General features: G+C 68.6%; 17 protein-coding genes and 3 rRNA genes. 15 read left to right on the top strand and 5 right to left on the bottom strand.

All coding sequences use genetic code 11. From position 1 onward, the window contains the following. Positions 1-6: 6 nt before the first annotated feature. From GKS42_RS10245 to GKS42_RS10265, 5 genes are all read right to left on the bottom strand, one after another. Positions 7-792, bottom strand: coding sequence for an alpha/beta hydrolase (locus GKS42_RS10245; protein WP_154793730.1), 786 nt, complete (start codon positions 790-792; stop codon positions 7-9). Between the two features lie 60 nt (positions 793-852). Beyond that, on the bottom strand, positions 853-1497 hold the full coding sequence (gene def / locus GKS42_RS10250) for a peptide deformylase (RefSeq protein ID WP_154793731.1): 645 nt from the start codon (positions 1495-1497) through the stop codon (positions 853-855). 97 nt (positions 1498-1594) lie between these two features. After that, positions 1595-2047, bottom strand: a complete 453-nt coding sequence (locus GKS42_RS10255; protein WP_154793732.1) for an SRPBCC family protein — start codon at positions 2045-2047, stop codon at positions 1595-1597. 56 nt (positions 2048-2103) lie between these two features. Further along, positions 2104-3153, bottom strand: a complete 1050-nt coding sequence (locus GKS42_RS10260; protein ID WP_154793733.1) for a hypothetical protein — start codon at positions 3151-3153, stop codon at positions 2104-2106. A gap of 495 nt (positions 3154-3648) precedes the next feature. Then, on the bottom strand, positions 3649-4365 hold the full coding sequence (locus GKS42_RS10265; RefSeq protein WP_168217801.1) for a VOC family protein: 717 nt from the start codon (positions 4363-4365) through the stop codon (positions 3649-3651). A 241-nt stretch (positions 4366-4606) separates the two neighbouring features. Here GKS42_RS10265 and GKS42_RS10270 point away from each other — a divergent pair, with 241 nt between their 5' ends. The 15 genes from GKS42_RS10270 to rrf all read left to right on the top strand — a co-directional run bounded on the left by GKS42_RS10270 (position 4607) and on the right by rrf (position 24024). Beyond that, positions 4607-6616, top strand: coding sequence for an elongation factor G (locus GKS42_RS10270; protein WP_154793734.1), 2010 nt, complete (start codon positions 4607-4609; stop codon positions 6614-6616). Positions 6617-6658: 42 nt separating this feature from the next. Continuing rightward, a complete protein-coding gene (gene argC / locus GKS42_RS10275) occupies positions 6659-7717 on the top strand; it encodes an N-acetyl-gamma-glutamyl-phosphate reductase (RefSeq protein WP_210769353.1) in 1059 nt (352 codons plus the stop codon). Beyond that, positions 7714-8877 carry a bifunctional glutamate N-acetyltransferase/amino-acid acetyltransferase ArgJ gene (gene argJ / locus GKS42_RS10280; protein WP_154793736.1) on the top strand — a complete coding sequence of 388 codons (1164 nt, stop codon included), beginning with the start codon at positions 7714-7716 and terminating at the stop codon, positions 8875-8877. The genes argC and argJ overlap by 4 nt, the downstream gene beginning before the upstream one ends. Further along, positions 8874-9926 carry an acetylglutamate kinase gene (argB, locus tag GKS42_RS10285; RefSeq protein ID WP_154793737.1) on the top strand — a complete coding sequence of 351 codons (1053 nt, stop codon included), beginning with the start codon at positions 8874-8876 and terminating at the stop codon, positions 9924-9926. Before argJ ends, argB begins: the two co-directional genes overlap by 4 nt. After that, positions 9923-11182 carry an acetylornithine transaminase gene (locus tag GKS42_RS10290; RefSeq protein ID WP_154793738.1) on the top strand — a complete coding sequence of 420 codons (1260 nt, stop codon included), beginning with the start codon at positions 9923-9925 and terminating at the stop codon, positions 11180-11182. The genes argB and GKS42_RS10290 overlap by 4 nt, the downstream gene beginning before the upstream one ends. Further along, entirely contained in the window at positions 11179-12135 is a 957-nt protein-coding gene (gene argF, locus GKS42_RS10295) for an ornithine carbamoyltransferase (RefSeq protein WP_154793739.1), read from the top strand. Before GKS42_RS10290 ends, argF begins: the two co-directional genes overlap by 4 nt. Continuing rightward, positions 12135-12668 (top strand): arginine repressor, encoded by a 534-nt coding sequence (locus tag GKS42_RS10300; protein ID WP_154793740.1) that lies wholly within the window; start codon positions 12135-12137, stop codon positions 12666-12668. The genes argF and GKS42_RS10300 overlap by 1 nt, the downstream gene beginning before the upstream one ends. Further along, positions 12665-14092, top strand: coding sequence for an argininosuccinate synthase (gene argG / locus GKS42_RS10305; protein ID WP_154793741.1), 1428 nt, complete (start codon positions 12665-12667; stop codon positions 14090-14092). The genes GKS42_RS10300 and argG overlap by 4 nt, the downstream gene beginning before the upstream one ends. Further along, positions 14092-15516: an argininosuccinate lyase gene (argH, locus tag GKS42_RS10310; protein WP_154793742.1), complete on the top strand. Its 1425-nt coding sequence runs from the start codon at positions 14092-14094 to the stop codon at positions 15514-15516. The genes argG and argH overlap by 1 nt, the downstream gene beginning before the upstream one ends. Continuing rightward, entirely contained in the window at positions 15513-16103 is a 591-nt protein-coding gene (locus tag GKS42_RS10315; protein WP_154793743.1) for a nucleoside/nucleotide kinase family protein, read from the top strand. Before argH ends, GKS42_RS10315 begins: the two co-directional genes overlap by 4 nt. After that, positions 16100-16723, top strand: a complete 624-nt coding sequence (locus GKS42_RS10320) for a DNA-3-methyladenine glycosylase (RefSeq protein WP_154793744.1) — start codon at positions 16100-16102, stop codon at positions 16721-16723. Before GKS42_RS10315 ends, GKS42_RS10320 begins: the two co-directional genes overlap by 4 nt. An 88-nt stretch (positions 16724-16811) precedes the next feature. Then, positions 16812-18074, top strand: a complete 1263-nt coding sequence (gene tyrS / locus GKS42_RS10325; protein ID WP_154793745.1) for a tyrosine--tRNA ligase — start codon at positions 16812-16814, stop codon at positions 18072-18074. 736 nt (positions 18075-18810) lie between these two features. Next, positions 18811-20333: ribosomal RNA gene (locus GKS42_RS10330) — 16S ribosomal RNA — on the top strand. A 365-nt stretch (positions 20334-20698) separates the two neighbouring features. Further along, positions 20699-23822 (top strand): 23S ribosomal RNA (locus tag GKS42_RS10335). A gap of 85 nt (positions 23823-23907) precedes the next feature. Continuing rightward, positions 23908-24024: ribosomal RNA gene (gene rrf / locus GKS42_RS10340) — 5S ribosomal RNA — on the top strand. Together the 16S, 23S and 5S rRNA genes form the textbook arrangement of a ribosomal RNA operon. The last annotated feature ends 474 nt before the right edge of the window (positions 24025-24498 follow it).

A 24498-nucleotide genomic window follows, 5' to 3' on the forward strand; every position in this document is an offset into this window, starting at 1 on the left:
CGGAAGTCAGGGTCTGGCCGGGACCACGCCACCGCGCGCCAGCCAGTTGAGCCAGGCGTCCCGCCAGTCGGTGACCGGTGCGCCGACCTCGTCGGCCAGGCCGAGACCGTGCCGGCCGGTGGGGTAGACGTGCAGCTCGAACGGAACGGCAGCGTCCCGCAGCGCCGCGGCCATCAGGAGTGAGTTCTCCATCGGGACGGACGGGTCGTCGGCCGTGTGCCACAGGAACGCCGGGGGAGTGTCCGCATCGACCCGGCGCTCCACGCTGAGGGACGTGGCGAGGGCCTCGGTGTCGGTGTCGCCGAGCAGGTTCCGGCGGGAGCCGATGTGGGCACGGTTGACGAGTGAGATGACCGGGTAGCACAGGGTGGCCAGGTCCGGTCGGGCCAGCGACGCCGGGTCCGTACCCTCGCGGCCGGCCAGGTCGGCGCGCTCGGACCCGGTCGCGGTCGCGGCCGAGCCGGCCAGGTGACCACCAGCGGAGAACCCGATCACCGCGACCGGGCCGGGGAAGGCGCCGTGCACCCCGGCCCGCAGGTCTGCCAGGGCCAGCAGCACCTGGTCCAGCGCCTCCGGATAGATCGCGGGCGCGACGGGGTACTCCAGGTACCCCGAAGGGATGCCGTGGTCGGCGAGGAACGCCGTGATCACCGGACCCTCGTGCTCCGCCCGCCTGCCGTAGCCACCGCCCGGCAGCACCAGCACGAACCCGGAGGCGCCGCCGTCGGCCAGTTCCCCGGCCTGAGGATGCAGAACGAGCGCAACGCGCGGGAGGTGACCATCGGCGGACATGCGCAGCACTGTAGGGCACCGCGCCGGCGACGGACCCGTCCGTCTCGCGCGCGTGGGACGTCAGGATGCGGGGTAGGCCGCCGGCTCCTTCGCGAACGCCCGCGAGATGCGTTCGCGGCGCTCGAGGACCTCGTCACGCATGTCCTCCATGTCTCGCAGCACCCGCTTGCGGACCCGCTTGCTGAGCAGATCGATATAGAGCTGGCCGTGCAGGTGCCCGACCTCGTGCTGGAAGCACCGGGCGAGGTAGTCCCAGCCCTCGAGCTCGACCGGCTCACCGTGCTGGTCGACGCCTCGGACCCGTACGTGCACGGGCCGGAACAGGTCCGCGCCGGGCCCGGGCACGCTCAGGCACCCCTCCTCGCCCTCCTCGGTGTCCCCGTCCAGCACCGTCAGGACCGGGTTCGCGACGTGCCCGACGTGCCGCACCTCGTCGGAGTCGGTGAGGTCGTAGACGAACACGCGGAGGTCCTCGCCCACCTGGTTCGCGGCCAGACCGACGCCCTCGGCCACGAGCATGGTGGCGAACATGTCATCGATCAGGCCAGCCAGTTCTGGCGAACCGAAGTTCTCGACGTCCCGGCACGGGTGATGCAGGACGTCCTCGCCGACCTCGGTGATCCGCAGCGCCCGGCCTCGGGCGGCCTCGGGTGGGACCTCGGGGTAGTTCTCGACGGGGACGCCCAGGAGGTAGGTGGTGCTCATGGCCACCATTGTTCCGCAACCGTGGCAGTGCCCGTGCGAAGCCGCGACAACCACCACCCCTCGGCGGCGACTCAGCAGCGTCGGCCTCGGTCAGCGGCTACTCGGTGGCCTCGGCGAGGGCAGCGAGGCGATCGACGGACGCCTGCAGATTCGCCGCCGTCGTGCTTCGGGCCCGTTCGAACCTGCGCTGGTCGGTGAGGTTGGTCCAGTCGTAGGTGTGCCTGACGAGGGTGGTGCTGTCGTCGGACGGTTCGAGTTCCCAGCGCCACAGATGACCGGGAGGCGCCTCGCCCCGCGGCGCGGGAGTCCACGCGATGCGGCGCCCCTCCTCGAACTCGACGACGTGGTTCTCGCGGACGGCGCCCTTCGTGAGCTCCATCGTGAACACGTCGCCGACCGAGCGCACCCGCTGGCCGGGCGGTGCGTGCCCGAGGTTGTCGTTGCCGTCCCACTCCGGCTGCCGGGCCGGATCGGCGATCAGTTCGAAGATGTCGGCCGCGGGAGCCGCCACCACCCTGGACGCGGTCACGATGCGCTGGTCGTCGCTCATGGGCAAAGCCGACCACGGGCGGTGCGCGGACGCAAGGATCGCCCGCGCCTCGGATCTCAGTCCCAGCGGACCACGGGTGCGTCGGCGCCGAAGTCGACCACGGGTGCGCCGAGGATGCCAGCGCTGCCGAAGAGCAGTTCGCAGCGGCCCGACTGGCCGTTCTCCGTGCAGTCGAACTCGACGTCGACGGCGCCGATGGATTCGCCGGTCACGACTCTCGGCTCGTCGGAGGCGACGGTCGCCTCGAGCGAGTCGAGGGTCACCTGGGCCTCGGCGGTCAGGGACCGGGCGACCGTGCCATCGTGAACCGTGGTGCCCTGGATCGTGTCAGGCAGGTCGATACCGCAACCGGCGACAAGGGTCGTCGAGGCGACGCACGCGCTGACCGCTGCGCTGACGAGGGTGCGGAACGCCACGAGTCCCTCCTCGGTCAGGACGACCTCGGCATCGAAGTCAGCCTCGAGGGAGTCCACGGAGATGGTCGCCGCCGTCGTGCCCTCAAGCCCGAACCTGGTGTCGGACAGGCTCAACTGGTAGGCGCCGAGGAACACGTCGACGATCGTGGACGTGACTGGGACGCCGTTGACCAGTCCACCCGCAGCGACGAACGGGTCGCTGACGAAGACGGTGCCGTAGCCGCCGGAGATCTCCCATGGGGCGTCGTCGTTCTCTGTGACTGGCCCCGAGACGCTGAAGGTGATGTCGATCTGCTCGTCACCGAGGCGGTACGACACCGGTACGTCGACGACTCCGAGCGCCGTTCCCGGGTCGACCGGACTCACCTCGATCGCGGAGATCGGCGCGATCGCGTTCGATGCCGCGAGCACCTCGTCCGTCATGAGTTCAGACGGCGAGGAGTCGATCGAGAGGAATGAGAGTGCCGCTGTGGCGTCCGCATCGGCCAGGGCCCGCAGGTACCCCTGGACGGGAGCGATGGCCGCGTCCGCTCGCGCCTGCGCGGCGGCCTCGGCGGCCGCCTCGGATGCCGCGGCCTCCTCCGCCGCGCGCTGCTCCGCGCGCCGGGCGTTGGTGACCGAGAGCACGACGACGAGCGCGATGACGAGGACGACGGCGCCGATGATGCCGAAGAGCACGCCCTTGCGCATCGGCTTGCGCTTCGGCCTGGGCGGCGGGGCGGGAGCGGGCGTCCACCTTTGCTGCTGCGGCGCCTGGGGGAGGCCCTGTTGCCATGGCTGTTGGGGTTCGGGTGCGGTGCCCTGTTGCCACGGCTGCTGGGGTGCCGGTGCGCCGCCCTGTTGCCACGGCTGTTGGGGTGCGGGAGCGCCGCCCTGCTGCCACGGCTGTCCACCGCTGCTCAGTGGCCACGGACGGCTACCGTCCTGCGGCTGTGGCTGGCCGGGCGGCGACCACGACTGCTGCGCCGGCGGCTGTCCCGGGTGCGGATCCTGCTGGTGTCCAGGCTGCTGTGCGTCATGCCCCACGGCCACTCCTCACCCCTGTGCAGGGCCCTCGTCGCTCGTAGGTCACGGGTGCGGGGCCGCTCGCTTTCCCGCGGATCGTACCGGCACCTCCGGGCGCGCCGCGCGCAGTCTCCACGCACCGCACGAGCAGAGGCCCGCACGCACCGTACGAGCGGGGCCTCAGCCGGTCTCGGTCCTCCCGGTCCCGGTCGCGGGCTCCCCGGCAGCGACGTCCGCCTCGTCGTCCGCAGAGAACTCGGCTCCGTCGGGCCACGCGCAGACGCACACCTTGTTACCGGCCCGGTCGGCGAGGATCCAGTGCCCCGGTGCGGCGTCGTGCACCACGATCCCACCGGCCGCCACGGCCGCATCGAACCGAGCCTGGGAATGCTCGCGTGCGACGGAGACATCGACGTGCATCGCGTGCCTGAGCGGCTTGGTCTCGTCCAGGTCCTGCATCCAGACCGTGGAGCCGTGGCCGAGCGGGTCGACGCCGTTGTCGTCGGCCACCGGGTCGTAGCCGAGGACGGCCCGCCAGAAGCCGACGTCGATCGCCCCGGGCTGCGCCGCGATCGCGAGCTGGACCTCCTGCACCGCCGCGCGATCAGCCGGTGCGCCGTGCCGCGCGGCCGTGGCCGAGACTGCCCTGGCCAGGTCGACGTGCTCCGGCTCGAGTGCCCACAGGTCCCGGGTGAGTCGCACCGTGAGCCGGTCGTCCGCGACGGTCAGGAGCCGGCCGGACCCCTCGAAGCCGGCGATCTCGGCGATCGCAGCCGCGAGCCGCACGGAGTCGGCCAGGGAGCCGGTCCGGAACACCGCCGTCGCGCCGCCGTGCAGCACGACCCAGTCCTCGACGCCGGTGGCCTCGAGGAAGTGACGCCAACCCTGCTCACTCATAACCGGACCTCCGGGTCTGGTGGAACGACCACAATCCTGCCCGATGCGATGCGAGAAGGTGCGCAGCGGCGCGGTGGTATCGCGTCGAGGCTCGATGTAAATCGCGTTGACAGTGCGCCGGGCACGGCCGCAGGATCGTCGGGTCCTGTCCGAACAGCCGACAGATTCCCCGACCGGAAGAACGGAGCCACCATGCGCGAGTTCGTGTGCCCAGCCACTGCCGACCTGCACACGAGGAGCCATGGACCGTTCGAACTCGCAGAGATCCGCATCACCTGACGCCGACCGGGGCGCAGCCTCGGATCCGCCCGCGGCAGGCGCGCCGCCCCGTTCGGGCTCGCGCCGGCTCAACCTCGGCGTACTGGCCCATGTCGACGCCGGCAAGACCTCTCTGACCGAAGCGCTACTGCACGCCGGGGGAGCGATCGACCAGATCGGCCGGGTGGATGCCGGCACGACCCAGACGGACACCCTTGCCCTGGAGCGGCAGCGCGGTATCACCATCCGCTCCGCCGTCGCGTCGTTCAGCGTCGGCGAGCTCACCGTCAACCTGGTGGACACACCGGGCCACCCTGACTTCATCGCCGAGGTCGAGCGGTCGCTGGCAGTTCTGGACGGTGCGGTCCTGGTGCTCTCCGCAGTCGAGGGCGTGCAGGCCCAGACCGTGGTGCTGCACCGGGCGCTGCGGCGCATGGGCGTTCCGACGGTGCTGTTCGTCAACAAGATCGACCGATCCGGAGCGGCGCCCGAGCGGGTCCTCGACGAGATCCGGTTCCGGTTGGGCTCGTCGGTGGTGCCGTTGACCCGCGTGCTCGGCGCTGGCGCACCCGCGGCGCAGAGCCAGTCGCTCGCCTGGGACGAACCGGTGGTGGTGGAGGACCTGACGGCTCGGTTGGCCGACCATGACGACGAACTGCTCGCCGAGTGGGTCGCCGTCCCGCGACCGGTCGGCGTGGCGCGGCTGCGCATGAGTCTGGAGCGGCTGACACGTTCCGGAGCCGTCCAACCGGTCGTGTTCGGCTCGGCCCGAACCGGTGCCGGAATCGCCGAGCTGATCGACACGGTGACCCGGTTGCTCACGCCGCCGGCCGGCGATGACGCAGCCCCCGTGTCGGCGCAGATCTTCAAGGTCGAGCATCCCGCGTCCGGGGGACGGCAGGCCACGCTGCGGATGCGCGCCGGCGTCATGCGCCTTCGGGACCGGGTGCCGCTCGGTGGTGGCCGGTCGGCGACCGTGACGGATCTCGAGGTCTTCGAGCCGGGCGGGCCGGTGCGGCGTGATCGGGTCGCGGCGGGGCAGATCGCCCGGGTCCGAGGCTTGGACTCCGCGCAGATCGGTGACTGGATCGGCTCCGGACCCGCGCCCGCCGCTCGGTCGGTGCTGCCCAGGCCGGGGTTCGAGACGCGTGTGGCCGCGCGTGATCCTCGCAGGCAGTACGACCTGCGCAAGGCACTGACGGAGCTGGCCGACATCGACCCGCTGATCTCCGTGCGGCCCGATCGGGGCGCCGTGCGGATCAGCACGTACGGGGAGGTGCAGCAACAGGTCCTGGCCCAGACGCTGGCTGCCGACTTCGGCATCGATGCCGCCTTCAGTGGGACCACGGTGGTGTGCGTCGAACGACCGTCGAGCACAGGGACGGCCGTGCGCCGGATGGGTGACCCGGACCACCTGTACGGCTACTCCCTCGGGGTGCGCATCGTGCCGGCCGCGCCGGGCAGCGGCGTCGACCTGGTGGTCGAGGCGCCGCGTGCCGGGCTTCCGTTGCACGTCTACACCACCCTCGACGGCTTCCGGTCGGCGATGCTGGGCTACTTGGCGGAGCCCCTCGGATCTGGACCGCACGGCTGGCCGGTCACGGACCTCAGGGTCACGGTGGTCGAGAGCGACTACCCTCCGGCCGGACCGCGCGCGTCCGACGTGCGGCACACCACGGAGGTCGTGGTGCGAGAAGCGCTCGACCGTGCGGGCACCACCGTCTGCGAGCCGGTCGACCGGTTCACCGTCGAGGCACCGATCGGCACCCTCGCCGCGGTCCTCACCCTGCTCTCCCGGCACGGCGCAACGCCGGACGCCACCGACGGCCACGGCCGATTGGCGGTGGTGACGGGAACGGTGCGAGCCGCCGCGGTCGGCGCGGTCCGGGCAGGTCTGCACGGCGCCGCGAACGGGCAGGGCGTCCTGGAATCGGTCCCGGACCACTTCGCGCCCATCGTCGGTGGCGAGAGGTCGGACCGGGCCCACCGGTGACCGCGGCTGGACAGGCATCCATCCGACTGTATAGTTATGCACATGCCTGTATCTGTCGCGATCGCCGGTGCCAGTGGCTACGCCGGCGGTGAGGTCCTGCGCCTGCTGCTCGGTCACCCAGAGGTCACCATCGGTGCGCTCACCGCCCACAAGAACGCCGGTGACCCGGTCGGGGTGCACCACCCGCACCTGCGCGACCTCGCCGAGCGCCGGTTCGTCGAGACCACGGCCGAGAACCTGCTCGACCACGACGTCGTGGTGCTCGCCCTGCCGCACGGTGCCTCCGGCGCGATCGCGGCCGCCCTCGAGGCGGCCGGGTCCGAGGCGCTGGTGCTGGACTGCGGCGCCGACCACCGGCTCGTGGACGCGGGGGACTGGGAGGCGTTCTACGGCTCGCCCCACGCCGGCACCTGGCCCTACGGGCTGCCCGAGCTCGTGCTCGCCGACGCAGGCACCCGCCAGCGTGAGGTACTGCGCTCGGCCCGGCGGATCGCCGTGCCCGGCTGCAACGTCACCGCCGTCACCCTGGGCATCCAGCCAGGTATCGCGACCGGGGTGGTGGAAGCGACCGACCTGGTCGCGGTCCTCGCGAACGGGTACTCCGGTGCCGGCAAGGCGGCCAAGACCCACCTGATCGCCTCGGAGGCGCTCGGCTCCGCGGTGCCCTACGCCGTCGGCGGCACGCACCGGCACATCCCCGAGATCGAACAGAACCTGCGCGCGGCGGGCGCCGAGCGGGTGCGGCTGTCGTTCACCCCGACGCTGGTCCCGATGGCCCGAGGCATCCTCGCGACCACGACGGCGCGCCTGACCGAGGGCATCGACCCGGCCACGGTCCGGGCCGCCTGGCAGACCTACTACGCCGACGAGCCGTTCGTGCACCTGCTCCCCGAGGGCCAGTGGCCCACCACGGCCGCCACCGTCGGCGCGAACACCGCCCTGGTCCAGGTGGCCGTGGACGCCCGGGCCGGCCGGGTCGTCACCGTCTGCGCGATCGACAACCTCGTCAAGGGCACCGCCGGCGGTGCCATCCAGTCCATGAACCTGGCCCTCGGCCTGCCCGAGACCATGGGCCTGCCCACGAACGGAGTCGCCCCGTGAGCATCACCGCACCCGCAGGGTTCCGCGCCGCCGGCGTCACCGCCGGCCTCAAGTCCTCCGGAAAGCCCGACCTCGCCCTGGTCGTCAACGACGGGCCGGACCAGGTCGGCGCCGCGGTGTTCACGAGCAACCGGGTGGTCGGCGCCCCGGTGATCTGGTCGCGCCAGGCGGTGACCGACAACGTCGTGCACGCCGTGGTCCTGAACTCCGGCGGCGCGAACGTGGCCACCGGCCCGGACGGCTTCGCCCACGCCCACGCCACCGCCGAGAAGGCGGCCGCCCTGCTCGGCGCGTCCGCGGCCGACGTGGTGGTCTGCTCCACCGGGCTGATCGGGGTGCCCTTGGCCGCCGACAAACTGCTCGCCGGGCTCGACCGGGCCGTCGACGGCCTGTCCGTGGCCGGCGGTCCGGCCGCAGCGACGGCGATCATGACCACCGATACGGTGCCCAAGGAGGTGCTGGTCGAAGCGGGGGGCTGGTCCCTGGGGGGCATGGCCAAGGGCGCCGGCATGCTGGCCCCGTCGCTGGCGACCATGCTCGTGGTGCTCACCACCGACGCCGTGGTCGACGCCGCCACCGCCGATGCCGCGCTGCGGGCGGCCACCGCCACCACGTTCGACCGGATCGACTCCGACGGCTGCATGTCCACCTCGGACACCGTGGTGCTGATGAGCTCCGGCGCCAGCGGCCACACCCCGGAGCCGGCCGAGTTCGCCGAAGCCGTCCAGTCCGCCTGTGCCCAGCTCGCCCGGGCCCTGATCGCCGACGCCGAGGGCGCCAGCCACGACATCGCCGTGCAGGTGGTCGGGGCCAGCGACGAGGCCGCGGCGGTGGCCGTGGGACGCGCGGTCACCCGCTCGAACCTGTTCAAGGCCGCCATGTTCGGCAACGACCCGAACTGGGGCCGGATCATCGCCCAGGTGGGCACGGTCCCGGAGGAGGTCGCGCCGTTCGACCCTGCCGAACTGGACGTGCGCATCAACGGGCTGCTGATCTGCCGGGCCGGGGGCGCCCACGAGGACCCGGCGCAGCTCGACCTGGCCGCCTCCCGGGAGGTGCACGTGGTCATCGACCTGCACGCCGGCGACGCCACGGCCACGATCTGGACCAACGACCTCACCCACGACTACGTCCACGAGAACAGCGCGTACTCCACATGAGCGAGCCCACCGACAACCAGCTCACCGACGGACCCACCCAGCACCCGGGCCCGACCGCCGCCGTCGGCCCGGACGCGACCGCCGCCGTCGACCCCTCGTTCGTCTTCAACACCGAGACGGACCTGTTCCCGCACCAGAAGGCCGAGGTGCTCGTCCAGGCCCTGCCGTGGCTGGAGGAGTTCGCCGGGGCGATCGTCGTCATCAAGTTCGGCGGCAACGCGATGGTCGACGCCACCCTTGAGCGTGCCTTCGCCGACGACATCCGGTTCTTCCGGTACGCCGGTCTTCGGCCCGTCGTGGTGCACGGCGGCGGCCCGCAGATCTCGGCCATGCTGGCCCGGCTCGGGATCACCTCCGAGTTCCGCGGCGGCCTGCGGGTGACCACCCCCGAGACCATGGACGTGGTCCGGATGGTGCTCACCGGGCAGGTCCAGCGCGACCTGGTCAGCCGCCTCAACGAACGCGAGCCGCTCGCGGTCGGGCTGTCCGGGGAGGACGGCGGCCTGTTCCGCGCGGTGAAGCGGCCCGCCATGATCGACGGCCAGCCCGTCGACGTCGGCCTGGTCGGCGACGTCGTCGAGGTGCGGCCGAAGGCCGTGCAGGACCTGCTCGACGCCGGCCGGATCCCGGTGGTCTCCACGATCGCGCCCGATGGCGAGAGCCCCGGTGACGTGCTCAACGTGAACGCGGACACCGCCGCCGCCGCGCTGGCCACCGCGCTCGGCGCACAGAAGCTGGTGGTGCTCACCGACGTGGAGGGCCTCTACGCGGCCTGGCCGGACCGGACCTCCCTGATCCGCTCCATCGACGCGGACGCCCTCGAGGAGATGTTGCCCGGGCTCGAGTCCGGGATGGTGCCGAAGATGGAGGCGTGCCTGCGCGCGGTCCGCGGCGGTGTGCGCCAGGCACATGTCATCGACGGCCGCCAGCCGCACTCGCTGCTGCTGGAGATCTTCACGAACGAGGGCGTCGGCACCATGGTGCTGCCGGTCGCCGACGGCGCCGCCGAGGGTACCGAGCCCAGTGAGAACGAGGAGGACGACGCGTGAGCGAAGTGATCGAGGCAGCCACCGGCTCGCTGACCCAGGACGACTGGCAGCGCCGGTACTCCGGCGCGCTGATGAACACGTTCGGGCCGCCGCAGCGGGTGCTCGTGCGTGGCGAGGGCTGCTACGTGTGGGACGCCGACGGCAACCGCTACCTCGACCTGCTCGCCGGCATTGCGGTCAACGCGCTCGGCCACGCCCACCCCACGCTCACCGGGGCGATCAGCGCCCAGCTCGGCACGCTGGGGCACATCTCCAACTTCTTCGCCTCGCCCACCCAGATCACGCTCGCCGAGCGGCTGCTCGCCCTCGTGGTCGACGGCGGCGCACCGGCGGGCGGGCGGGTGTTCTTCACGAACTCCGGCACCGAGGCGATGGAGGCCGCGTTCAAGCTGGCCCGCCGCCACGGCGGCCCGGACCGGGACCGCATCCTGGCCCTGCAGGGCGCGTTCCACGGCCGGTCGATGGGGGCGCTCGCCCTCACCGCCAAGGCCGCGTACCGGGAACCGTTCGAGCCGCTGCCGGGCGGGGTGGAGCACCTGCCGTTCGGTGACCTCACGGCCCTGGAGGCCGCGTTCGCCGACGGCGGTGGGCGGGTCGCGGCACTGATCGTCGAGCCGGTCCAGGGGGAGGCCGGCGTGCGCGCGCTGCCGCCGGGGTACCTGGCCGCGGCGCGCGAGATCACATCCGCGCACGGAGCCCTGCTGATCCTCGACGAGGTGCAGTCCGGGATGGGCCGCACCGGCACCTGGATGGGCCACCACCTGCCGCACGTCGGCGGGGGAGTCGTGCCCGACGCGATCGCGCTCGCCAAGGGTCTCGGCGGCGGCTTCCCGATGGGCGCGCTCGTCGCGGTCACCGAGGAGGCGGCCACGCTCCTGACCCCCGGCCAGCACGGGACCACGTTCGGCGGCAACCCGGTGGCCAGTGCGGCCGCCCTCGCCACTATCCACGTCATCGAGCGCGACGGGCTGCTCGCCAACGCGACGACGGTGGGGCAGCACCTGCGCACCGAGGTCGCAGCGCTCGACCACCCGCTCGTGACCGGATGCCGCGGCGAGGGCCTGCTGATCGCGATCGAGCTCGCCGAGCCCGTGGCTCCGGCGGTCGCCGCCGCGGCGTTGCGCCGCGGCTATATCGTCAACGCGGTGGCACCGGACGCGATCCGGCTCGCCCCACCGCTGATCCTGACCACCGCGCAGGCCGACGCCCTCGTGGCGGACCTGCCGACGATCCTCACGGAAGCGAGTGCCGCATGAGCCTTCGCCACTTCCTCGCCGATGACGACCTGACCAGCGCCGAGCAGCGCGAGGTCCTGCTGCTCGCGCTCGCCACCAAGGCGGCCCGGCACGCGTTCCGGCCGCTGGCCGGCCCGCAGGCCGTCGCGATCATCTTCGACAAGCCCACCCTGCGCACCCAGGCGTCGTTCACCGCGGGCGTCGCCGAGCTCGGCGGCTACCCGATGCTCGTGGACGGCAAGCTCGCCCAGGTCGGCGTCCGGGAGTCCGTTCCGGACGTCGCGCGGGTGCTCGGCCGGATGACGTCGGCGATCGTCTGGCGCACATTCGGGCAGGACCGGATCGAGGAGATGGCGGCCCACGCCGGGGTGCCGGTCGTGAACGCGCTCACCGACGACTACCACCCGTGCCAGATCCTCGCCGACCTGCTCACGATCGCCGAGCACACCGGCGGCCTGTCCGCCTCCGGTCCGGCGCTCGCCGGTCGCTCGTTCGCGTACGTCGGCGACGGCGCCAACAACATGGCCAACTCCTACCTGCTCGGCGGCGCGGTGGCCGGTCTGGACGTGCGGATCGGCGCGCCCGCCGACTACCACCCGCGCGCGGACATCGTGGCCAGGGCCACCGCGATCGCGCGCGAGAGCGGCGGGTCGGTCACCGTCACCACCGACCCGGTCGAGGCCGTCCGCGGCGCGGACGCCGTCGCCACCGACACCTGGGTGTCGATGGGACAGGAGTCCGAGTCCGAGGCGCGCGAAGCGCCCTTCCGGGCCTACCAGCTGAACGACGACCTGCTCGGCCAGGCTGCGCCGTCGGCGATCGCGATGCACTGCCTGCCCGCCTACCGCGGCAAGGAGATCACCGACGAGGTGATCGAGGGACCGCGTTCGGTCGTCTGGGACGAGGCCGAGAACCGGCTGCACGCGCAGAAGGCGATCCTGGCGTGGCTGCTCGAGCGCCTGGTGCAGCAGTGATGACCATCCCGGCGACGAAGACGGCCCGGCACGCGCTGATCCGGCAGGTGATCGAGGCGGGTGCGGTGCGCTCCCAGGGTGACCTGCAGGCCCTGCTCGCCGACCGGGGCGTCAGTGCTACCCAGGCAACCCTGTCCCGGGACCTGGACGAGCTGCGCGCCTACAAGGTCCGTGGCGCCGACGGCAGCCAGCACTACGCGCTACCGCCCGAGAGCGGTCTCGGCTACGCCGGCGGCGACACCGAGCAGCTCGCCACGCGCCTGGCCCGGCTGTGCACCGAGCTGCTCGTCTCCGCCGACGTCTCCGGGAACCTGGTGGTGCTGCGCACCCCTCCCGGCGCGGCACAATTCTTGGCATCGGCGATCGACCACTCCGTCCTGCCCCCGGTGATAGGCACGATCGCCGGGGACGACACCGTGCTGGTGATCGCGGCCGAAGCAGAGGGTGGACCCGTGGTCGCCCAGCTGTTCCTGGATCTGGCCGGTGGCCGCGATCCCGATAGAGACACGACGACCCCTGAGGAGAACCGGTGAGCAAGGTACTGACGGAACTGCCGGTCGGCGAACGAGTAGGCATTGCGTTCTCCGGCGGTCTGGACACCTCGGTCGCGGTGGCGTGGATGCGGCACCACGGGGCGATCCCGTGCACCTACACCGCCGACCTCGGCCAGTACGACGAGCCCGAGATCGAGAAGGTGCCCAGCCGCGCCATCGAGTACGGCGCCGAGCTGTCCCGCGCCGTCGACTGCAAGAGTGCGCTCGTCGAGGAGGGGCTGGCGGCGCTCGCCTGCGGCGCGTTCCACATCCGTAGCGGCGGCCGCGCCTACTTCAACACCACCCCGCTCGGCCGGGCCGTCACCGGCACGCTGCTGGTGCGGGCCATGCAGGCGGACGGTGTCGAGATCTGGGGCGACGGGTCCACGTTCAAGGGCAACGACATCGAGCGGTTCTACCGCTACGGGCTGCTCGCGAACCCGTCCCTGCGGATCTACAAGCCGTGGCTGGACCCGGCGTTCGTGTCCGAACTGGGTGGCCGCGCGGAGATGAGCGAGTGGCTCACCGACCACAACCTGCCCTATCGGGACAGTGCAGCGAAGGCCTACTCCACCGACGCCAACATCTGGGGCGCCACGCACGAGGCGAAGACCCTCGAGCACCTGGACGTCTCCCTGGAGACGGTCGACCCGATCATGGGCGTGAAGTTCTGGGACCCGGAGGTGGCGATCGAGTCCGAGGACGTCACCATCGCCTTCTCCCAGGGCCGCCCGGTCGCGATCAACGGGCGCCCCTACGCCGACCCGGTGGCGCTCGTGCACGAGGCGAACACCATCGGTGGCCGGCACGGGCTCGGCATGTCCGACCAGATCGAGAACCGCATCATCGAGGCGAAGTCCCGCGGCATCTACGAGGCCCCAGGGATGGCGTTGCTGCACATCGCCTACGAGCGGCTGGTGGCCGCCATCCACAACGAGGACACCATTGCCAGCTACCACGCCGACGGCCGGCGGCTGGGGCGGCTGCTCTACGAGGGCCGCTGGCTTGACCCGCAGGCGCTCATGATCCGCGAGTCGATCCAGCGGTGGATCGCCTCCGTCGTCACCGGCGAGGTCACCCTCCGGCTGCGGCGCGGCGAGGACTACACGCTGCTGCGCACCGACGGACCCGCCTTCTCCTACCGCCCGGAGAAGCTGTCGATGGAGCGCACCGAGTCCGCGGCCTTCGGCCCGACCGACCGGATCGGTCAGCTCACCATGCGCAACCTCGACATCGCCGACTCGCGCGACAAGTTGGAGATGTACGCCCGGCAGCCGGTGAACCAGGGTCAGGTGCTGGTCGAGAACGGCACGCTGTTCGGTGAGCTGCCCACCGGCGGCGCGGCCGTCATCACGGCCAACCCGACGGTCGCGGACGACGAGACCGCTCTGGAGAGCGCCGCCATGGAGGTGGGATCCGACTGATGGCCGAGCACACCACGTCCGGCGCGCTCTGGGGTGGGCGCTTCAGCGGTGGACCCGCCGACGCGCTCGCAGCCCTCAGCAAGTCGACCCATTTCGACTGGCGCCTCGCACGGCACGACATCGCCGGTTCCCGCGCCCACGCCCGGGTGCTGCACGGCGCCGGCCTGCTCACCGCGGAGGAGCTGGCCGGCATGCTCGCCGCCCTGGACGCACTCGACGCGGACGTCACCTCCGGCGCGTTCGTGGCCGCCGACGGCGACGAGGACGTGCACAGCGCCCTCGAGCGGGGTCTGATCGAGCGGGCCGGGCCGCACCTCGGCGGCAAGCTGCGCGCGGGGCGGTCCCGCAACGACCAGATCGCCACCCTGGTCCGGATGTACCTGCGTGAGCAGGCCCTCCTCATCGCCGGCGGGGTGCTCGATGTGGTGGACGCCCTGATCGCGCAGGCGCAGGCGCACCCGAACGCCCCCATGCCCGGGCGCACCCACCTGCAGCACGCCCAGCCCGTGCTCCTCGCCCATCACCTGCTCGCGCACGCCTGGCCGCTGCTGCGCGACGTGGACCGGCTCCGCGACTGGGACGCCCGAGCGGCGATCTCGCCTTACGGGTCCGGTGCGCTCGCCGGTTCCTCGCTCGGCCTCGACCCGGCCGCCGTGGCCGCGGACCTGGGCTTCGACGCCCCGGTGGCGAACTCCATCGACGGCACGGCCGCCCGGGACGTGGTGGCCGAGTTCTCGTTCGTGACCGCGATGATCGGGGTGGACCTGTCCCGGATCTCCGAGGAGGTCATCCTCTGGGCCACGAAGGAGTTCGGCTTCGTCACCCTCGACGACGCGTTCTCCACCGGCTCCTCGATCATGCCGCAGAAGAAGAACCCGGACGTGGCCGAGCTCGCCCGCGGCAAGGCCGGCCGCCTCATCGGCGACCTTGCCGGGCTGCTGGCCACCCTGAAGGGCCTTCCGCTGGCCTACAACCGGGACCTGCAGGAGGACAAGGAGCCCGTGTTCGACGCCGTCGACACACTCGCTCTGCTGCTGCCCGCCGTCTCCGGCATGGTCGCGACCCTGACCTTCCACGTCGACCGGCTCGCCGAGCTCGCCCCGCAGGGATTCGCCCTCGCCACCGACATCGCCGAGTGGCTGGTGCGTCAGGGCGTCCCGTTCCGCGACGCCCACGAGATCGCCGGGGCCTGCGTGCAGGCCTGCGAGGGGCGCGGCATCGAGCTCTGGGACCTCAGCGACGACGACCTCGCCGCGATCAGCGAGCACCTCACCCCCGGGGTACGGGACGTGCTCAGCGTGGCCGGCTCCATCGGCTCCCGCGACGGCGTCGGTGGCACCGCCCCGGAACGCGTCGCCGAGCAGCTCGAGGCGGCGCGCGGCACGTCCGCGACGTGGCGCGCCGGCATCGCCGCGATGCGGTGACCCGGACGACCACGGACGGCGCGGCCGCCGCTGCCGGGACCGTCGCCGCGATCGTCGCGGCGGCGGCCGCGGTGGGGCCGCAGTGTGGGCGGACCACGGTGATCGCCATCGACGGGCCGGCCGGCTCCGGCAAGACGAGCCTCGCCGCCGCCCTCGCGCCCGTGCTGGCCGCCCGGACCATCCACATGGACGACCTCTACGAGGGGTGGTCCGGACTCGCGGCGGCCGGGGACCGCCTCACCGAGGAGATCCTGGCGCCGATCTGGCTCGGCCGACCGGGCCGATACCGGCGCTACGACTGGCACTCCGAGGAGTTCGCCGAGTCCCACGAGGTCCCGATCGCCGACCACCTCGTGGTCGAGGGTGTCGGGTGCGTGCGGGCGTCCTCGCGCCGGTTCCTGTCCGTGATCGTGTGGGTGGAGGCCGACGACGACGTCCGGCTGGCCCGCGGCCTCGCCCGCGACGGCGTCGCCGCCGAACCGCACTGGCGGAGCTGGATGAGCGCCGAGCGTGACCTGTTCGCCCGCGTCGGGACCCGCGACCTCGCCGACGTGCAGGTGGACGCCTGGGGCCGGCTACGACCATGAGCACCGCCCTCGACCTGTCCCGGCGCAGCACCGAGTTCGCGACGGAGCTGCTGGGGGCCACGCTCACGTCCCGGGTCGGCGGGCACGAGGTCACCGTCCGGCTCGTGGAGGTCGAGGCCTACGAGGGCACCGATGATCCGGGCTCGCATGCCTACCGCGGCCCGACCCCGCGCAACGAGGTGATGTTCGGGCCGGCCGGGCATCTCTATGTGTACCGACACCTCGGGCTGCACCACTGCGCCAATCTCGTCTGCGGGCCCGACGGCGTCGCCTCAGCGGTCCTGCTGCGCGCCGGCGAGGTGGTGGCCGGGACCGGCGAGGCCCGACGGCGTCGGCTCGCCTCGGGCGTGTGCCGCACCGATCGAGACCTCGCGAGGGGACCGGCGCGCCTGGCCGTCGTGCTCGGACTCACCCGCGAGCACAACGGAGCCGCCGTCACCCAGGGCGGCGACGCCGTCGGGCTCCTGAGCCTGGACCGCGGCGAGCCGCCGGCGGCGGTGGCCAGCGGCGGCCGGGTCGGCGTGAGCGGCGCCGGGGGAGACGCCGAGCGGTTCGGCTGGCGGTACTGGGTCGACGGTGACCCGCACGTGTCCGCCTACCGGTCCGCCGGTCGCCGTTAGGCTCGCACCTGGCGGGCAACCCGCCACACCCCACGCGGACCCGAGAGCTACGCGTGTGTCACCCCACCCGAGAGGCAGAGAAGTAGCCGTGAACGACATCCTCGACGAGCTGCGCTGGCGCGGTCTGATCGCCCAGTCAACCGATGAGTCGGCCCTGGCCGACGCACTCGCGGCGGGGCCGGTCACCTACTACGCCGGCTTCGACCCCACCGGCCCGAGCCTGCACCACGGGCACCTCGTGCAGCTGGTCCTGCTGCGTCACCTGCAGCGCGCCGGCCACCGGGCCCTCGCGCTCGTCGGCGGCGCCACCGGGCTGATCGGCGACCCGCGGATGTCCGGCGAGCGAACCCTGAACACGAAGGAGGTCGTGGCCGAGTGGACGATGCGTCTGCACGCCCAGATCTCCCGGTTCCTCGACTTCGAGGGCGACAACCCGGCCACCATGGTGAACAACCTCGACTGGACCGCGCCGCTGTCCGCGATCGACTTCCTGCGGGACATCGGCAAGCACTACCGGCTCGGCACCATGCTCGCGAAGGACACCGTGGCCCGCCGGCTCAGCAGCGACGAGGGCATCAGCTTCACCGAGTTCAGCTACCAGATCCTGCAGGGCATGGACTTCCTGGAACTGAACCGGCGCTACGGCTGCACGCTGCAGACCGGCGGCAACGACCAGTGGGGCAACCTGCTCTCCGGCGTGGACCTGATCCGCAAGGCCGACGGTCGCACGGTCCACGTGCTCACCACCCCGCTCATCACGAAGGCGGACGGCACCAAGTTCGGCAAGACCGAGGGCGGTGCGGTCTGGCTGGCCCCGGACCTGATGAGCCCGTACGCCTTCTTCCAGTTCTGGGTGAACACCGACGACGCCGACGTGGTGGGCTACCTGAAGATCTTCACGTTCCTCGACCGGGAGCGGATCACCGAGCTGGAGCAGGCCGTCGCCGACGCACCCCGCGCCCGCGAGGCCCAACGGGTGCTCGCCCGTGAGGTGACCACGCTGGTTCACGGCGCGGACGCCACGGCCAGGGTCGAGGCCGCCTCGGCGGCGCTGTTCGGCGCCGGGGACCTGCACGACCTCGACGCCGGAACCCTCGCCGATGCCGTGGCCGAGGTGCCGCGGGGCACCGTGGTGCCGGGGGAGTCCACCATCGTCGATGCCCTCGTGGCCGCCGGCCTGGAGAAGGGACGCAACGCCGCCCGCCGCGTGGTCGGCGAGGGTGGTGCGTACCTGAACAACGTGAAGATCACCGACCCGGAGCAGATCATCACCGAGGGAGACCTCCTCGCCGGCGGTGTTGCCCTGGTGCGCCGGGGGCGTCGGAACCTGGCGGTCATCACCCGCCGCTGACCGACCCGCACCCGCTGCCCGATGCCGGCCGGCCTGCCGAGGACCCTTGGTCCCGGCGGCCGGCCGTGCCCGTTCCGGCGAGGGCCATCACCCGAGCAGTCGCGGATCGTGACTCAGGTCACTGGGACCAGTTCCTGCCGGATCTGGGCCGAAGCCGAGACCTGGGAGTTCCGCCGAACGGACGTAGCCGCAGGTCAGGGGCCATGGACGGGGTCCGGACCGGTGCCCGTGGGGCGCGCTGCGGGTGATTTGACCGCTGCCTCGGCACGACGTAATGTTTCACCTCGTTGCCCCGACAGGGAGGAACGGACACCGAGAGGTGGACGGTCCCGGATAGAGGGCACGAACCCCCGGCAGTCACCCGATGCGATGCATCGAGGAGCGACAGGACGGGCCTTGGACCACAGTCCACGCAGCAACTCCATGCCCACCGGCAGCAGGTACGAGCCGGAACGCAGGATTTGACGGCGAGGGTGCGGGAGGCTAAGGTAGAGAGGTTGCCCCAGCGAGGATCTGAACGGGTCTGGGTTGGTGCGCGTCCGCTCCTTGAGAACTCAACAGTGTGTCATATGATCGATGCCGAATAGTTTGTTTATTTGGTTTGACCAGTTGTGCCAGATGACTGGTCGGGCCGGGTTTTGAATCGGCTTCCATTGCAGCTTTGGTTGTGGTGGGGGTTGCTTCGTAGTGTCGGTGCTTGTGGCTGCCTTTGGGTGGTTGTGGGTGCTGTTATGCATTTACGGAGAGTTTGATCCTGGCTCAGGACGAACGCTGGCGGCGTGCTTAACACATGCAAGTCGAACGGTGAAGAGGGAGCTTGCTTCCTTGGATCAGTGGCGAACGGGTGAGTAACACGTGAGTAACCTGCCCCGAACTCCGGGATAACGCTGGGAAACTGGTGCTAATACTGGATATGAGATGCGCCTGCATGGGTGTGTTTGGAAAGAATTTTGGTTCGGGATGGACTCGCGGCCTATCAGCTTGTTGGTGGGGTAATGGCCTACCAAGGCGACGACGGGTAGCCGGCCTGAGAGGGTGACCGGCCACACTGGGACTGAGACACGGCCCAGACTCCTACGGGAGGCAGCAGTGGGGAATATTGCACAATGGGCGAAAGCCTGATGCAGCGACGCCGCGTGAGGGATGACGGCCTTCGGGTTGTAAACCTCTTTCAGTAGGGAAGAAGCGATAGTGACGGTACCTGCAGAAGAAGCGCCGGCTAACTACGTGCCAGCAGCCGCGGTAATACGTAGGGCGCAAGCGTTGTCCGGAATTATTGGGCGTAAAGAGCTCGTAGGCGGTTTGTCGCGTCTGCTGTGAAAACGCGAGGCTCAACCTCGCGCCTGCAGTGGGTACGGGCAGACTAGAGTGTGGTAGGGGAGACTGGAATTCCTGGTGTAGCGGTGGAATGCGCAGATATCAGGAGGAACACCGATGGCGAAGGCAGGTCTCTGGGCCACTACTGACGCTGAGGAGCGAAAGCATGGGTAGCGAACAGGATTAGATACCCTGGTAGTCCATGCCGTAAACGTTGGGAACTAGGTGTGGGGTCAGTTCCACTGATTCTGTGCCGCAGCTAACGCATTAAGTTCCCCGCCTGGGGAGTACGGCCGCAAGGCTAAAACTCAAAGGAATTGACGGGGGCCCGCACAAGCGGCGGAGCATGCGGATTAATTCGATGCAACGCGAAGAACCTTACCAAGGCTTGACATACACGAGAACGTGTTAGAGATAACGCACTCTTTGGACACTCGTGTACAGGTGGTGCATGGTTGTCGTCAGCTCGTGTCGTGAGATGTTGGGTTAAGTCCCGCAACGAGCGCAACCCTCGTCCTATGTTGCCAGCACGTGATGGTGGGGACTCATAGGAGACTGCCGGGGTCAACTCGGAGGAAGGTGGGGATGACGTCAAATCATCATGCCCCTTATGTCTTGGGCTTCACGCATGCTACAATGGCCGGTACAAAGGGCTGCGATACCGCGAGGTGGAGCGAATCCCAGAAAGCCGGTCTCAGTTCGGATTGGGGTCTGCAACTCGACCCCATGAAGTCGGAGTCGCTAGTAATCGCAGATCAGCAACGCTGCGGTGAATACGTTCTCGGGCCTTGTACACACCGCCCGTCACGTCACGAAAGTCGGTAACACCCGAAGCCGGTGGCCCAACCCTTGTGGGGGGAGCCGTCGAAGGTGGGATTGGCGATTGGGACGAAGTCGTAACAAGGTAGCCGTACCGGAAGGTGCGGCTGGATCACCTCCTTTCTAAGGAGCACTGGCCGGCCCTGGTTTGATCGCCCTTCGTGGTGGTTGGAGGGGGACGGTTCAGGTACCACTGCTCGGACGGATGTTCCGAGGTGGTGCTCTCGGGTGGAACATCGATGGAACGGCCCTGTTGGTTGGGCTGCTCGCGTTAGTACAGCTTGCTGCTCTGTTGGGTGGTGGGTGGGAACGGGTGGGTGGTCTGGTTGGGGGGTCGGTTGACACACTGTTGGGTCCTGAGGGAACGGGCGAGAGCTTGTTTCTTCGTTCGGGCCATGCGCCTTCCGGCACGGTTGTGTCGGGTGGGGGTGTGGGACCGCCCGTAGCTTGAGAACTGCACAGTGGACGCGAGCATCTTTGATTTTTGTGGTACAAGTTTTTAAGAGCATACGGTGGATGCCTTGGCACCAGGAGCCGAAGAAGGACGTAGTAGCCTGCGATAAGCCTCGGGGAGTTGGCAAACGAACCTTGATCCGAGGATTTCCGAATGGGGAAACCCAGCCGGGGTCATGCCCGGTTACCCGCATCTGAACACATAGGGTGCGTGGAGGGAACGTGGGGAAGTGAAACATCTCAGTACCCACAGGAAGAGATATTCCGAGAGTAGTGGCGAGCGAAATCGGATCAGGCCAAACCATTGGTGTGTGATAGCCGGCGGGCGTTGCATCAGTGGGGTTGTGGGACTTATCAGTTCGTTCTGCCGGACGGACGGGGAGTCAGAAAGCCTTGTGATAGTCGAATGGTCTTGAAAGGCCAAGCATAGTGGGTGTAACTCCCGTAGACGAAATCGCATGGCCTCCCGATGAGTATCCCAAGTAGCACGGGGCCCGAGAAATCCCGTGTGAATCTGTCAAGACCACTTGATAAGCCTAAATACTACCTGGTGACCGATAGCGGACAAGTACCGTGAGGGAAAGGTGAAAAGTACCCCGGGAGGGGAGTGAAATAGTACCTGAAACCGTGTGCTTACAATCCGTTGGAGCCTCCCTAGCAGGGGTGACAGCGTGCCTTTTGAAGAATGAGCCTGCGAGTTAGCGGTACGTGGCGAGGTTAACCCGTGTGGGGAAGCCGTAGCGAAAGCGAGTCCGAATAGGGCGATTGAGTCGCGTGCTCTAGACCCGAAGCGAAGTGATCTATCCATGGCCAGGTTGAAGCGCGGGTAAGACCGCGTGGAGGACCGAACCCACCTAGGTTGAAAACTGGGGGGATGAGCTGTGGATAGGGGTGAAAGGCCAATCAAACTTCGTGATAGCTGGTTCTCCCCGAAATGCATTTAGGTGCAGCGTCACGTGTTTCTTGCCGGAGGTAGAGCTACTGGATGGCTGATGGGCCCTACAAGGTTACTGACGTCAACCAAACTCCGAATGCCGGTAAGTGAGAGCGTGGCAGTGAGACTGCGGGGGATAAGCTTCGTAGTCGAGAGGGAAACAGCCCAGACCACCAGCTAAGGCCCCTAAGCGTATGCTAAGTGGGAAAGGATGTGGAGTTGCACAGACAACCAGGAGGTTGGCTTAGAAGCAGCCACCCTTGAAAGAGTGCGTAATAGCTCACTGGTCAAGTGATTCCGCGCCGACAATGTAGCGGGGCTCAAGTATACCGCCGAAGCTGTGGCATTCACATTTTTACCCGGCCGGCACTCTTGTAGTGTTGGTCCAGGTGTGTGGATGGGTAGGGGAGCGTCGTGTGGCGAGTGAAGCGGCGGAGTGATCCAGCCGTGGACGCCACACGAGTGAGAATGCAGGCATGAGTAGCGAATGACGGGTGAGAAACCCGTCCGCCGAATGACCAAGGGTTCCAGGGCCAGGTTAATCCGCCCTGGGTAAGTCGGGACCTAAGGCGAGGCCGACAGGCGTAGTCGATGGACAACGGGTTGATATTCCCGTACCGGCGAAGAACCGCCCATACCGAGCCCGGTGATGCTAAACACCCGAAGCGTCCTAGATCCTCTTCGGAGGACGTGGTCGTGGAGCGTGTGACCCGAACCGGTAGTAGGTAAGCGTATTAACAGGGGTGACGCAGGAAGGTAGCCCAGCGTGTCTTATGGCTTGGCACGTCCAAGGTTGTAGGGCGAGGTATAGGCAAATCCGTACCTCATATAGCCTGAGAACTGATGGTGACAGCGTATGCTGGATGATTGGGTGATCCTATGCTGCCTAGAAAAACCTCGGCGCGAGGTTCTAGCCGCCCGTACCCTAAACCGACTCAGGTGGTCAGGTAGAGAATACTAAGGCGATCGAGTGAATCGTGGTTAAGGAACTCGGCAAAATACCCCCGTAACTTCGGGAGAAGGGGGGCCTGAGGCGTGAACACACTTGCTGTGGGAGCGTTTGAGGGCCGCAGAGACCAGGGAGAAGCGACTGTTTACTAAAAACACAGGTCCGTGCGAAGTCGCAAGACGATGTATACGGACTGACGCCTGCCCAGTGCTGGAAGGTTAAGAGGACGGGTCAGCCTTCGGGCGAAGCTCAGAATTTAAGCCCCAGTAAACGGCGGTGGTAACTATAACCATCCTAAGGTAGCGAAATTCCTTGTCGGGTAAGTTCCGACCTGCACGAATGGCGTAACGACTTCTCCGCTGTCTCAACCGCGAACTCGGCGAAATTGCACTACGAGTAAAGATGCTCGTTACGCGCAGCAGGACGGAAAGACCCCGGGACCTTTACTATAGCTTGGTATTGGTGTTCGGTACGGCTTGTGTAGGATAGGTGGGAGACTATGAAGCGGGCACGCCAGTGCTTGTGGAGTCAACGTTGAAATACCACTCTGGTCGTTCTGGATATCTAACCTCGGTCCGTAAGCCGGATCAGGGACAGTGCCTGGTGGGTAGTTTAACTGGGGCGGTTGCCTCCTAAAATGTAACGGAGGCGCTCAAAGGTTCCCTCAGCCTGGTTGGCAATCAGGTTTCGAGTGTAAGTGCACAAGGGAGCTTGACTGTGAGACTGACAAGTCGAGCAGGGACGAAAGTCGGAACTAGTGACCCGACGGTGGCTCGTGGAAGCGCCGTCGCTCAACGGATAAAAGGTACCCCGGGGATAACAGGCTGATCTTGCCCAAGAGTCCATATCGACGGCATGGTTTGGCACCTCGATGTCGGCTCGTCGCATCCTGGGGCTGGAGTAGGTCCCAAGGGTTGGGCTGTTCGCCCATTAAAGCGGTACGCGAGCTGGGTTTAGAACGTCGTGAGACAGTTCGGTCCCTATCCGCTGCGCGCGCAGGAAATTTGAGAAGGGCTGTCCCTAGTACGAGAGGACCGGGACGGACTAACCTCTGGTGTGCCAGTTGTTCCGCCAGGAGCACGGCTGGTTAGCTACGTTGGGAAGGGATAACCGCTGAAAGCATCTAAGCGGGAAGCCTGCTTCAAGATGAGATTTCCATAGGGCTAGTCCCTGAGAGGCTCCCAGCTAGACTACTGGGTTGATAGGCCGGATGTGGAAGTGAGGACTCAAAGACTCATGGAGCTGACCGGTACTAATATGCCGATAACTTGACCACACAAAAAAGTCAATACCTGTGTGTTACGCGTCCACTGTGCGGTTCCCGAGATACGGTCGGGAAACCGAGAACATCTCCATAGAGTTACGGCGGTCATAGCGAGGGGGAAACGCCCGGACCCATTCCGAACCCGGAAGCTAAGCCCCTCTGCGCCGATGGTACTGCGTGGGAGACTACGTGGGAGAGTAGGACGCCGCCGGACAACACTTAGACAAGGGCCACCCCACACCGGGGTGGCCCTTGTCGCATTTTCAGGTAGTTTTGGGAACGCATCACTGAGCGGGCATGAAGGAGCACGATGTCGGACGAGCGACCTGACCGCGGCGAGAACGCCGACGGCCGGAAGCCACGTAGCAGTGGCGAGGGCGGCTCTCGAAGCCCGCGGCGCGAGGGTGCCGGTGCGTCCGGTTCCAGGCCCCAGCGCGGAAGTGGCTCCGGCCGGCCCCGCGATGGCGAGCGACGCGAGTGGAAGCCGCGCGACGGCCAGAGCTCGGGGCGTCCGCCTCGTGATGGGGACAGCCGTTCCTACGACTCGCGTCCTTCTCGCGACGCGGACCGTCGAGGCTCCGACTCGCGTCCGCCTCGTGATGGGGACAGCCGTTCCTACGACTCGCGTCCGCCTCGTGACGGGGACCGTCGAGGCTCCGACTCGCGTCCGCCTCGTGACGGGGACCGT

Origin of the sequence: Occultella kanbiaonis, from assembly GCF_009708215.1 — a bacterium.
Taxonomy (GTDB): Bacteria; Actinomycetota; Actinomycetes; order Actinomycetales; family Beutenbergiaceae; genus Occultella; species Occultella kanbiaonis.

Excerpts from the sequence above, each read along its gene's own strand:
- argH (WP_154793742.1), top strand. The coding sequence starts at position 14,092 with ATGGCCGAGCACACCACGTCCGGCGCGCTCTGGGGTGGGCGCTTCAGC.
- argF (WP_154793739.1), top strand. The coding sequence starts at position 11,179 with ATGAGCCTTCGCCACTTCCTCGCCGATGACGACCTGACCAGCGCCGAG.
- GKS42_RS10320 (WP_154793744.1), top strand. The coding sequence starts at position 16,100 with ATGAGCACCGCCCTCGACCTGTCCCGGCGCAGCACCGAGTTCGCGACG.
- argB (WP_154793737.1), top strand. The coding sequence starts at position 8,874 with ATGAGCGAGCCCACCGACAACCAGCTCACCGACGGACCCACCCAGCAC.
- GKS42_RS10255 (WP_154793732.1), bottom strand. The coding sequence starts at position 2,047 with ATGAGCGACGACCAGCGCATCGTGACCGCGTCCAGGGTGGTGGCGGCT.
- argC (WP_210769353.1), top strand. The coding sequence starts at position 6,659 with ATGCCTGTATCTGTCGCGATCGCCGGTGCCAGTGGCTACGCCGGCGGT.
- GKS42_RS10265 (WP_168217801.1), bottom strand. The coding sequence starts at position 4,365 with ATGAGTGAGCAGGGTTGGCGTCACTTCCTCGAGGCCACCGGCGTCGAG.
- GKS42_RS10270 (WP_154793734.1), top strand. The coding sequence starts at position 4,607 with ATGGACCGTTCGAACTCGCAGAGATCCGCATCACCTGACGCCGACCGG.
- GKS42_RS10260 (WP_154793733.1), bottom strand. The coding sequence starts at position 3,153 with ATGCGCAAGGGCGTGCTCTTCGGCATCATCGGCGCCGTCGTCCTCGTC.
- GKS42_RS10245 (WP_154793730.1), bottom strand. The coding sequence starts at position 792 with ATGTCCGCCGATGGTCACCTCCCGCGCGTTGCGCTCGTTCTGCATCCT.
- GKS42_RS10300 (WP_154793740.1), top strand. The coding sequence starts at position 12,135 with ATGACCATCCCGGCGACGAAGACGGCCCGGCACGCGCTGATCCGGCAG.
- def (WP_154793731.1), bottom strand. The coding sequence starts at position 1,497 with ATGAGCACCACCTACCTCCTGGGCGTCCCCGTCGAGAACTACCCCGAG.